At 72.8% G+C, this 10,256-nt stretch carries 11 protein-coding genes and 2 pseudogenes; 4 read left to right on the top strand and 9 right to left on the bottom strand.

Translation table 11 applies throughout. The annotated features are described in order from the left end of the window. Nucleotides 1–272, top strand: a pseudogene (locus PHK61_RS23785) (IS701 family transposase); the annotation flags it as partial. Nucleotides 273–444: 172 nt separating this feature from the next. Here the strand turns inward: PHK61_RS23785 and PHK61_RS23780 are convergent. The 6 genes from PHK61_RS23780 to PHK61_RS23755 all read right to left on the bottom strand — a co-directional run bounded on the left by PHK61_RS23780 (nt 445) and on the right by PHK61_RS23755 (nt 5,947). After that, nucleotides 445–681, bottom strand: coding sequence for a hypothetical protein (locus PHK61_RS23780; RefSeq protein ID WP_274283506.1), 237 nt, complete (start codon nt 679–681; stop codon nt 445–447). A gap of 98 nt (nt 682–779) precedes the next feature. After that, nucleotides 780–1,148 carry a hypothetical protein gene (locus tag PHK61_RS23775; RefSeq protein ID WP_274283505.1) on the bottom strand — a complete coding sequence of 123 codons (369 nt, stop codon included), beginning with the start codon at nt 1,146–1,148 and terminating at the stop codon, nt 780–782. A gap of 214 nt (nt 1,149–1,362) precedes the next feature. After that, nucleotides 1,363–2,214: an alpha/beta fold hydrolase gene (locus PHK61_RS23770; RefSeq protein ID WP_274283504.1), complete on the bottom strand. Its 852-nt coding sequence runs from the start codon at nt 2,212–2,214 to the stop codon at nt 1,363–1,365. Nucleotides 2,215–2,365: 151 nt separating this feature from the next. Beyond that, nucleotides 2,366–3,175, bottom strand: coding sequence for a methyltransferase domain-containing protein (locus PHK61_RS23765; RefSeq protein ID WP_274283503.1), 810 nt, complete (start codon nt 3,173–3,175; stop codon nt 2,366–2,368). Between the two features lie 67 nt (nt 3,176–3,242). Then, on the bottom strand, nt 3,243–4,889 hold the full coding sequence (locus PHK61_RS23760; protein ID WP_274283502.1) for a helix-turn-helix domain-containing protein: 1,647 nt from the start codon (nt 4,887–4,889) through the stop codon (nt 3,243–3,245). Between the two features lie 182 nt (nt 4,890–5,071). After that, a complete protein-coding gene (locus PHK61_RS23755) occupies nt 5,072–5,947 on the bottom strand; it encodes a class I SAM-dependent methyltransferase (RefSeq protein ID WP_274283501.1) in 876 nt (291 codons plus the stop codon). A 66-nt stretch (nt 5,948–6,013) separates the two neighbouring features. Between PHK61_RS23755 and PHK61_RS23750 the strand changes: the two genes are divergently transcribed. The 3 genes and pseudogenes from PHK61_RS23750 to PHK61_RS23740 form a co-directional block, all read left to right on the top strand. Continuing rightward, the gene (locus PHK61_RS23750; protein ID WP_274283500.1) at nt 6,014–6,706 is read left to right on the top strand and encodes a PadR family transcriptional regulator; all 693 of its coding nucleotides are present in this window, start codon (nt 6,014–6,016) and stop codon (nt 6,704–6,706) included. Between the two features lie 48 nt (nt 6,707–6,754). Beyond that, a complete protein-coding gene (locus PHK61_RS23745; protein WP_274283499.1) occupies nt 6,755–6,913 on the top strand; it encodes a hypothetical protein in 159 nt (52 codons plus the stop codon). Between the two features lie 12 nt (nt 6,914–6,925). Further along, a pseudogene (locus PHK61_RS23740) lies at nt 6,926–7,159 on the top strand (hypothetical protein); the annotation flags it as partial. Here the strand turns inward: PHK61_RS23740 and PHK61_RS23735 are convergent. From PHK61_RS23735 to PHK61_RS23725, 3 genes are read right to left on the bottom strand one after another with little or no spacing between them, the layout of a single operon-like run. Continuing rightward, nucleotides 7,134–8,150: a D-alanine--D-alanine ligase family protein gene (locus PHK61_RS23735; RefSeq protein ID WP_274283497.1), complete on the bottom strand. Its 1,017-nt coding sequence runs from the start codon at nt 8,148–8,150 to the stop codon at nt 7,134–7,136. The pseudogene PHK61_RS23740 and the gene PHK61_RS23735 overlap by 26 nt on opposite strands. A 1-nt stretch (nt 8,151) precedes the next feature. Beyond that, nucleotides 8,152–9,471: an ATP-grasp domain-containing protein gene (locus PHK61_RS23730; RefSeq protein WP_274283496.1), complete on the bottom strand. Its 1,320-nt coding sequence runs from the start codon at nt 9,469–9,471 to the stop codon at nt 8,152–8,154. Beyond that, on the bottom strand, nt 9,468–10,256 hold the full coding sequence (locus tag PHK61_RS23725; RefSeq protein WP_274283495.1) for a TauD/TfdA dioxygenase family protein: 789 nt from the start codon (nt 10,254–10,256) through the stop codon (nt 9,468–9,470). The genes PHK61_RS23730 and PHK61_RS23725 overlap by 4 nt, the downstream gene beginning before the upstream one ends.

Genomic DNA, 10,256 nt, shown 5'->3' with positions numbered 1-10,256 from the left:
ACCTGGCCTACTACCTCGCCGCCGCGCCGGCGAAGACCCCGCTGCGCGAGCTCGCTCGGATCGCCGGGGTCCGTTGGGCGATCGAGGAGACCTTCCAGACCGCCAAGAACGAGGTCGGGCTGGATCACTACCAGGTCCGCCGCCACGGCGGCTGGTATCGGCACATCACCCTGGCCATGCTCGCGCACGCCTTCCTGACCATTACCCGAGCCGGCACCCGGACCCGGGAAAAGGGGGGCCCTGGAGCCTCCCCGCCAGCATCGGCGAGCTGATTCCACTCTCCCTGGCCGAGATCCGACGACTGCTCAACGCCCTGATCTGGGTACCGACCAGGGCCGTCGAGGCGGTCCTGACCTGGTCACACTGGCGCCGACGACACCAAGCCCGCGCCCGCCGCTGCCACTACGCAAGCCGCGCCAGCCATCTCGAAATCCGGCTGTAGTACTAGGGCCAGGGCGGAGGTCGCACGGGTTGCCCGGGGACGTTGCCGGAGTGCTTCGGTTGGGATTCGACCGCGAGCACCGAGGTGAGCGGGCCCGTGATGAAGCGACCGGTCGCGGTGAGTTCGCCGTGCGCACCCTCGACGGACACGAGCTCGGCGAACCCGAAGCTGTGTCCGTCCAGCTCGAACGTCCACTGCTCGATGTCGTGCCAGCCGTCGGCAAGGAGCAGACGGGTCACGTCACGGCGTGGTCTTCGTGGGGCGTCGGTCATCGTAGCTCCCCCGGGCGCCTCGTCGAAGGGGCCCGGCGTTCTCAATTCGATCGGCTACGGGTCCTCTACGCTTCGGCAAGGGGGCCGAAGTGCTCGCGAAGGTTCTCCTTGGTCAGAAGCATGCGATCCCAGAAATCCAGATAGTCACGGACGTTGTCACGGTCGACCATGGTTCCCCAGAACTGCCGCACGTGGTGACGTTCCGCCTCGGTGGAGAACTGCCCGGTCTTCGCGGTGTACATGTAACGGTCGCAGTGCGGTAGATAGAGCCAGAGGTCACCATCGCGGTCGACGTAGTCCGGGTGGGTCGGCTCCGGGGCCCCTTGCTCGTGCGTCTCCGTGAGCACCCGTTCCTGGTGCTCGCGCATCTCCTTCCACATGTGCGCCCACCAGTAGGGGGCCGTTGCGGGGTCGAAGGGGCTGAGTTCGCTCATGGCCTGGTGACCTCCTCGAAGTCGTCGGTCGCTTGTCTGTCGCCGAGATGGGCAGACAGGCTCTGCGAGGCACTGCTGCAACCGGCCCCACAGCCGCAGCAGACTCTTGGGAGGGCGGGACCGGCCAGGGCCGCAAGTCCCACACCCGACGAGCGGTCGCCTCGATCGCGGGCAGCGCCACGAGTTCGAGCGGGTGCCCCGCTGCGGGCAGGGGTCAGGGCGCGAGATCGGTCCGGGTGACGAGGTCCAGGAGCTCGGCGTGGACCGCGTCGGGCTGCTGTACGGGGACGAAGTGACTGCCCGGCAGGGCCACGAAGCGGGCGTCGGGCATGGACGCGGCGACCGCGCGGAGGCGTTCGGTGTCGACGAACGCGTCGATCTGGCCGGCCACGACGGTGACGGGAAACGGCACGACGGACGGGTCCAGCGCCGGCTGGCGGCTCGCCTCGAGGACCAGGCGGGAGAACCAGGTCCAGTCGTGGCGGGTGAAGGTGTTGATGGTGTCCAGCAGCGGCGACAGGCGGGACCCGCGGCCTCCCGGGGCCGCGGACGTCGCGGCCGACCACATCGACGCCGTCGCGGCGAGCGAAGGCCCGACCACGCGCAGCATCCACGCGCTCGTCTGCCCGAGGACGTCGCGCGCCTGCGCGGGCGTGCCCGGCGGAACGCGGAGGAGCTGGAACGCTGCTCCCGGGGCCCCGCCGACGGCCAGGATTCCCGCGACACGCCGGGGGTCGCGCCGAGCGACCTCGAAGGCGACCCCCACGCCCAGCGACCACCCGACCAGGACCGCCCGGTCGAAGCCCGCCTCGTCCATCACCGCCTCGAGATCGTCGGCATGGTCCGCGACCCCGATCCGTCGTTCGTCGCGGGGCCGCTGCGACCCACCCAGGCCGCGGTGGTGCCAACCCACGGCGTGGACCCCGCAGTCGGGTGCGGCGAGGCGGGGCCAGGAGCCGTACGAGGCGCCGATCCCGTTGCTGATCACCACCGGCGCCCCGGGCGCCGCGTTGTCCCACACGCTCAGCGCCGTGCCGTCACCACTGCGGACCACACCCTCGCGCACGACGCGAGACCACCACGCCCCGCCGTCGCGCACCAGGGACGCACGGCCCGCCGCGGTGACCCGGCGGGGTCCTTCGCCGCTTCCACGCGGAGCCGGGATGCGAGCCGCAGGGCGAACCGGCCCGCAGACCGGCCAGGTGAGGCGGGCCGCCTCAGCCTCGAGGGCGGCGTGCCACGAGGAGGTCGGCCTCGAAGGGAGCCTCGACGCTGCCGTCGGCGGCGGTGAAAGGCGCGAGGACGGCGTGCGCCTCGTCGCGAATCTGTCGATAGGTGGCCTCGGACAGGCGGTCGACGAGCGGCGTGCTCTCCACCTCGGTGGTAACGAACGCATCGACCGAGGGAGCGCGGTACGTGCCCGGCTCCGTACGGCTCACGGTCGCTGCCAGCCCGACCGACTCGGCGAGCTCGGTCAGCTCCTCCAGGTCCCCGCAGGTGAAGTAGCTGGTCAACAGCGAGCTGGCGCTGGGACCGGCGTGCCGGACGGCCATCTCGACGAACGGCGCGAAGGCCGGCTGTGCGTCGAGCCGGCCGGGGACCAGGACGCCGACCGCCCCACCGGGACGGGTCACCCGCGCCATCTCGCTCAACGCCCGTATCCGGTCCGGGACGAACATCAGTGCCATCTGGGACAGGGCGACGTCGAAGGAGTCGTCGTCGAGGGGAAGGTCGGCGGCATCGCCGCGGCGCCAGTCCAGGTCGGGCCGCACCCGTCGGGCTACGGCGAGCATCGCCTCGTTGAGGTCGACGCCGACGACGCTGCCGTCGGGGGCGACCAGGTCGGCCGCGGTGCGCGCGACGATCCCGGTGCCGCAGGCGACGTCGAGAACGTGCTGGCCGGGCCCGACCCCCGCGGCCGCGCAGAGGACGGGCGCCCACTGGGCGAAGAATGCGGGCACGAACGCGGACTCGTAGAACTCGGCGGCCTCGGTAGGGAGCTGGAACGACTCGGATGTGCTGGTCATGGCGCGAGCGTGGCTGTGGCCAGGCGGTCGAGCATGGGGCAGCTGACCCATGCCACGGCTGGTTTCGCTACCGCGGCGTCGTCACGTAGGCGGCGGCCTCCGTCCGGTTGCGGAGATTCAGCTTGGCCAGGATGTTGCTCACGTGGTGGGCGGCGGTCTTGCGGCTCACGTACAGGCGTGCGGCGATCTCCGGGTTCGACAGGCCCCGGCCGAGCAGTCCGAGTACCTCGCGCTCGCGGTTGGTGAGTTCGCCGGCCCGCTTGGTTCCTGTGCGGGCGACCACACCCCGGGCGCGCAGGAAAGCCGCCGCACGGTCGGCATCCAGGGTGGCGCCCAGGTCCTCGAAGACGGTCAGCGCCCCGCGCGCGAGGTCGACGGCGGATTCCTCGATGACTCCCGCCAGCGCGAGCCGAGCCCGGGCCGCCTCGAAGGGCATCCCGAGCCGGCCCCAGATGGCCCGCGCTGACTCCAACCCGTCGACCGCGGCCTCCACGTCGCCCCGCGCCGCCCCCACCCGGCCGCGAGCGGCCGCGGCGATCGCGGCCGCTGCCTCGGCCCCCACGGTTGCGGCGGCCGCGGTGAGTCGATCGGCGGCGTCTCCTGCCGCCTCGGCGTCGCCTGTCGCGAGGTGCGCATCCACAAGCAGGTCCAAGCCGGCCACGAGCCGATGACGATGCCGGGCCAGCCACCGCAGTCGGGGCCGCAGCATCGTGGCCGCGCGCGCCGCGTCGCCGCGCGCGAGCGCAAGCGCTGCGACCGCGAGCGCCGCCTCCTCGTGCGCGTAGGCGTCGTCTGCGTCGGCGTCGCCGCCGAGCCGGGCGATCAGGAGGTCGGCTTCCTCCAGCCGGCCCTGGCGGACGCGGAGCCCGACGAGCCGGACGAGGGCCCGGGCGTGCAGACCCGGGCAGGCGTCGCGGGTGATCCGCAGGCCAGCGTGCAGCTCCTCCTCGGCCTCGGCCCACCGGCCGTGCGCGACGAGCAGACTGCCGTAGAAGATGCGGCACTCCGCGTAGAGGAAGGGGCAGCCGTAGGTGGCGATGAAGTCATCGGCCACGCGGCACCACTGGGCCGCCCGCTCGAGATCGGAGGCCAGCTCGCAGGCGTGGAGCATGTCGCAGCAGGTGTACACCACCGTGTCCAACGACGATCCCTCTCCTGCGAGCGCGCCAACGATCGCTTCGTCGATCAGCGCGAACCCGTCCGCGATCTCGCCGCGACCGACGCGGTGAAGCCCGAGCTGGCTCAGGGCGACCAGTTCCAGATCGACGTCGCCTGCCACCCGGGCGACGTCGAGGGCTTCCTGGGAGATCGCGAGCGCGCGGTCCAGGTCGGGCATTCGGTAGGCGCGGGCGATCCCGACCCAGCCGTGCAGTGGGCCGCGCGGTAGCGGCGCCAGCAGCCGGTCCGCGCGGGCCAGCCAGCCGTCGGCCGCCGCCGGGTTGCCGAAGTTGGCCTTGTAGGTGATCGCCAGCCAGACCGCGCACCGCACCGCCGTGATGTCATCGTCGGCGCGGCGGGCCGCCCGGTATGCCCGCCTGCCATGCGCCACGCCATCGTGGCTCTCGCCCAACCACCAACACGCGCAGGCCAGCCCGAGGTGTACGTCCGCCGCGTCCGTACCGCCCAATGAGGCGTGGAAGGCGTCCTTGGCGTCCGCCCACCGCCCGGCATCGAGCGCCTGGTGCGCCAGGACGAGCTGCGCCTGGGCCGACATCGCCCAAGTATCGCCGGGCCCTCCCGCTGCAGACCAGCTACTCGAGGCAGCCGCTGGGCCACGGCGGTCCCGCGGGTGTCGCGTCCCGCAGCGCCGATGAGCGGCGGCGAGCGCACGGAGCACCGAGTTGCCACGCCGCCGGAACGGCAGCCACCAGCGCACCGGCTGCCGAGCTGGCTGTCTCAGCTCAGTGGTGATACTGATGCCCACGTGGCGGAGGTGATCCAGGCTCCGGACCCGTAGAGCACCCCGTCGGGCGTCTCGTGGGCAGCGATGGTGGCTCGCAGGTCGTCCAGCGCCCGAGCTCGACCGGGCGGGTCGAGGCCCTCGAGCATCCAGCCGAGCAGGCCGGCCACCAGACCGAAGGCGTCCTCGGTGGCGTGTCCGAACCACATCGGCGCGGACATCCCCTCCACCTCGACCCGGTGGTAGCCGGCCTCGGTCAGCACGGCGCGGAGGACGTCGGGGTCGGCAAGGGTGAACGGACCCGGCGCCCCCGGCGGCGGAGTCGGGAGCTCACGTCCCGCGGCCAGGGCGGTCGTGAGCTCCCGGATCCACTCGTTGCAGTGCGGCGGCTGCCAGGTGAGCAGGACCACCCGCCCGCCGGGTCGCAGCGCCCGGCCGATGTTGACCAGCGCGGCCACGCGGTCGCCGAAGAACATGGCGCTGGTGGCGCCGATCGCCACGTCGCAGCTCGCCGGGGCGAACCCGTGGACCTGGGCGTCGACCTGCTCGAAGGTGACGTTGGTGAGCCCCTCGGCCGTGGCCCGGCGTCGGGCGACGTCGAGCATGGCCGAGGAGAGATCGACCCCGAGCGCCGAGCCCGCCGAGGCGATCCGTGCGGCGTCGCGGGTCGTGCGGCCGGTGCCGCAGCCGACGTCGAGGACCCGGTCGCGCGTCGTGATCGCGGCGGTCTCGAACAGGCGCGGGTGGTACGCGGTGAGGGCTCGCTCGAAGTGGTCGGCGTGCGCGGCCCAGAAGGCGCCCTCGTCGCCGTCCCAGGCACTGCGCTGTGCGGTGTTGGCCGGGTCGACCGGCACGCTGTCGGTAGGGGTCACGGCAGACCGCCTCTTCTCCTGCTAATCTCCCTTGGGGAGAATACAGGTTCTCCCCAAGGGAGAGTCATGTCAAGTGCCCCCACGCTGACCGCGACCTCGTATGCGATCCTCGGGCTGCTGGCGGTCAGGCCCTGGACCACCCACGAGCTCGTGCAGCAGGTGGACCGCAGCCTCCGGCGCATCTGGCCGCGGGCGAGGAGCAAGCTCTACGAGGAGCCCAAGAAGCTCGTGGCCCACGGCTACGCCCGGGCCACCGACGACTCGGTCGGGCGTCGCCCTCGGACCCGCTACACGATCACCGCCCAGGGCCGTCGCGCCCTGGCAGGGTGGTTGTCACAACCAGGGGACGGCCCGGTCCTCGAGTGCGAGCAGCTCGTCAAGATTCATCTGGCCGACAGCGGCACCAAAGCCGACGTCCTCGCCAACCTCGAGGCGATGCGAGCCTGGGTGCTCGAGCAGAACGCCGAGAACCTCGAGACCGCGCGCGCCTACCTCGAGCACCGCGGAGCCTTTCCCGAGCGCGCCGGACTCAACCAGCTGCCCGGACGCTTCCTCACCGACTTCTACGTCACCGTCGCCCAGTGGGTCGACTGGGCCACCGGCGTCGTCGAGAAGTGGCCCGACGACGTCAACGACGCTCCGTTCGACACGGCCGCGGCAGAGGAAGGCGTTCGCCGAGCTGAGATCATCCCCCGGCTGTTGCAGCGAGAAGAGGCGACGGAGCGACACGCAGCCGGACACCGCAACACTCCGCGCTAGGGAAGGGGAGCCGAGGGCGCGACGTGGACGTGGTGCGCACCGCGGGAGGTGGCCGCCGAGCTGGTGGGTCCGGCTCGGCGACGGCTGCTCCACCGGCACGTCGCCGCGGGCCTGGAGAGCCTGCACTCCGCCGAGCCCGAGCCGGTGAGCGCGCAGATCGCCTTCCACCATGAGGGCGCCGGCGCTGCGGCGGCCGCCGGCGCGTGAAGCTACGTCAACGTCATGACCGACTACGAATCCGACCGCATCCGCGCCGCCTACGGGCCCACCAAGTACGAGCGACTCGCCGGGATCGAAGCGGTGTACGACCCCGACAACCTCCTCCGCCGCTGCTCGAGACGGGGGACCGGGGGCTGGGGGCGCGGGCTCGGGGTCCTGAGCGTCAGCCACGACGAGCCCCGGCTCGCCGCCTGGGCCGACGAGGTCCTCAGGCCCTGGAGCGGGCCTGCCTGATCGCGATCGCCAGGAGCTCGTCGAGCTCGATCCCGCCCGCGCGGGCCATCACCGCGAGGACGCTGGCGGGGGAGAACGAGCAGTAGAGGCTCGCCTCGAGGAACACCGGGCGCCCGGCGGGGTCGATGCGCAGGTCGAACAGCGAGTGGTCGCGGCAGCCCAGGGCCACGTGGGCGCGCTTCGCGACGTCCCACACGCGCGCGGTCAGCGGGTCGGCGGGGTCGACGAGCACGACGTCGGGGTCGTCCTTGGCGACCAGCTGCAGGCCGCCGTCGCCGGGCGCGAGCTTGTCGGCGTACCCGCGGATCGGGCGGGTGTCGGCGTCGAGGAGGTACTCCTCCAGCGGCAGCCCGACCAGCTCGCCGTCCCGCTCGATGACGCCGCAGCGCACCTCGCGCCCGAGCGGCACGAACTCCTCGACGATCACCCGCCTGGCGTGCACGAAGGCTGCGTCCAGCGCCGCGTCGAACCCCGCGGGCGTGCGCACCAGCGTCACGCCCAGCGAGTTGTCGGCGTCGTCGGGCTTGACGACCGCGGGCGGGACGATCGTCGGGCGCTCCCCGCGGCGCAGAACCTCGCCGCGCGGGACGTCGACCCCCGCGGTGGCGACGAGGGCCTTCGCCGCCGCCTTGCGCGCGCCGAGCGCCATGACCTCGCCGGTGTTGCCGACCACCGGGATGCCGAGGACCGCGAACAGCGAACGGTAGGACGTCATGCCGGGCAGGCAGAACATCTGGGGGAGCACGACGTCGAGCCCGAGCCGGCCGAGGTGGGCCAGGGCGTCCGGCGGGTCGAGCGCGGGCGCGGCGGCGATCGCCTCGGGCTCCAGCGTCGCGGGGAACCGCCACCGCCCGTCCGGCGAGACGTAGGCCGGGTGGGACTCGTAGGAGTCCGCCGTGGCTTCGAGACACCCGCGGGCGTAGGTCAGCGAGAGGTCGGCGTGGAAGTCGCTGACCGCCGACCCGGCCAGGTGCAGCACGCGCAGGGCCATGTCAGTCCCCCGCCGGCTCGACGAGCTTGCCGATGTTGACGTCGACCCGGATCCACGGTCGCCCGGTGACCAGGTTGCGCAGCAGGAGCGACGGGATCTGCAGGTGGTGCAGCAGCAGGAACGGCAGCGGGTCGTCGCGGTCGAACACGGCGTCGGTGCCGGCGCGCAGGACCGCGAGGCGCTCGCGGGCCGTCGACGGACGGGAGACCATCCGCCACAGCTCGTGGTAGAGCCAGTACGTCGGGCGGCTGCCGGCGGAGGGCAGCAGCGGCGGGCCGTCGACGTCGGAGAGGTAGGCGTGGGCGAGCGCCTCGGCGTCGCGGTGGAACATCGTGATCGCCGAGTGGGTCCGCGGATTGCACTCCAGCGCGACGAGGCGCCCGTCCGGGGTCTCGATGAAGTCGAACGACACCTGCCCCGTCACGCGCAGCGCGGCGACGAACCGGCGCACCCACTCCTCGATCTCGGGCTTGTCGACCATCGCGTAGTTGAGCTGGAAGGCCGACGACTCGCAGCAGGCCCACACCTGCACGCGGCCCTCGCGCACGGTGGCGTGCGTGCAGTACTCCTGGCCGGCGACCAGTTCCTGGAGGATCCACGGTGCGTCGTCGGACATCGGCTTCGTGCGGGCGAGCTCGGCGGTCGCCGTCGCGGTCGGTCGCGGCAGCGGCGTGAGGTCGAGGCGGGCGACCGGGTCGTACGGGACGCTCTTGAGGATCCACGGCCCCGGACGGCCGTCGAAGTCGAAGTCCTCGACCTGGGCGGGGGCGGTCACCCGGTGGGTCTCGGGCACGGGCAGGCCGAGGGTGTCGGCGGCCTCGGCGAACCGGTCCTTGTCGTCGAGGATGCGCAGCACCTGCGGGTCGGGGTGCAGGACCTCGCAGAACTCGGCGATCACGGGCTTCGCCAGGGAGTCGTGCCGGCTGGCCGCGGGGCTGCACACCGGCACCCAGACGTCGACACCCTCGGCGACCACCACGTCGCGCAGCGCCTCGACGTAGCCCGGCGCCCCCGGCTCGGGGACCACGTGGAAGGCGTCGACGGCGCGGGAGAACCGGTGCCCGGTGAAGCGGTACTTCGCCGACTCGACCAGCACCACGCGGTGCCCGGCGGCATGGAAGGCCCGCGCCAGCGCCAGCGCCTTGGTCATCTTCCCGCCGCTGACCAGCACCGTCCGGGGCGCCACCGCCTCGGCCCGGCGCGGCGGCACGACCAGGGAGCGCAGCAGGGCGCCCGCCGTGACCGCGAGGGTCACCGGCAGCGGGACGGTGAGCAGGGCGAGCGCGCCGAGGGTCTTCGGGGCATGACGGAGACGGTTCACGGTGCCGGGTCCGGGGCCGTGACCATCCCCCGGTGCATCACGCGGTCGCCCGACACCGCGGCGTGGTCGGCGCGGTGCAGCACGCAGCCGTTGTCCCAGATGACGACGTCGCCCGGCGACCAGGCGTGGCGGAACACGTTGTCCTCGGCCGTCGAGTGCTCGTAGAGGTAGCCGATCGTCGTCCGCGACGCGCCCCGGTCCATGCCGCTGATCTCCACGCAGCGCTCGGGGGTCGAGAGGTACAGCGAGGTGCGCCCGGAGACCGGGTGCCGCCGGAACACCGGGTGCTCCGCGCGCGTCTCGGGCCCCGCGTCCTCGGGGGCCAGCCCGCTCACGACGTGGGTGACCCGGCGCCCGGCGAGGTGGCTGCGGATGTCGCCCGGCAGCGTCTCGTAGGCGCGGTACTGGTTGGTGAACAGCGTCTCGCCGCCGCTCTCGGGGATGGTCACCGCACGCAGCGCCGTGTACGTCGGCGGCCGCGAGACGTAGCTGGTGTCGACGTGGAACACGCTGCGCGGCGGCGACGTGCGCCCGACGTTGCTGACGACGTTGAGGTCGTCGCGGCCCGGCACGGGCGTCTCGCCGGCGGTAAAGGTGATCTCGCCGAAGCGGGCGAGGAACGCCGCGAAACCGTCGTCGTCGAGCCCGTCCTGGCCGGGGATGACGGCGACGCCGTGCTCGCCCAGCAGGGTGCGCAGCGCGTCGACCTGCTCGTCGTCGAGCCCGGCGTGCAGGTCGAGGCCGGTCACCTCGACGCCGATCGGGGTGTGCGGGGTGGTCTGCAC

This window comes from Actinomycetospora lutea (assembly GCF_028737205.1).
GTDB classification, from domain to species: Bacteria; Actinomycetota; Actinomycetes; order Mycobacteriales; family Pseudonocardiaceae; genus Actinomycetospora; species Actinomycetospora lutea.
The sequence above is the reverse complement of the archived record's forward strand: the minus strand, read 5'-3'. Positions and strand labels throughout refer to the sequence as shown.

Excerpts from the sequence above, each read along its gene's own strand:
- PHK61_RS23735 (WP_274283497.1), bottom strand. The coding sequence starts at position 8,150 with ATGGCCCTGCGCGTGCTGCACCTGGCCGGGTCGGCGGTCAGCGACTTC.
- PHK61_RS23760 (WP_274283502.1), bottom strand. The coding sequence starts at position 4,889 with ATGTCGGCCCAGGCGCAGCTCGTCCTGGCGCACCAGGCGCTCGATGCC.
- PHK61_RS23775 (WP_274283505.1), bottom strand. The coding sequence starts at position 1,148 with ATGAGCGAACTCAGCCCCTTCGACCCCGCAACGGCCCCCTACTGGTGG.
- PHK61_RS23750 (WP_274283500.1), top strand. The coding sequence starts at position 6,014 with ATGTCAAGTGCCCCCACGCTGACCGCGACCTCGTATGCGATCCTCGGG.
- PHK61_RS23765 (WP_274283503.1), bottom strand. The coding sequence starts at position 3,175 with ATGACCAGCACATCCGAGTCGTTCCAGCTCCCTACCGAGGCCGCCGAG.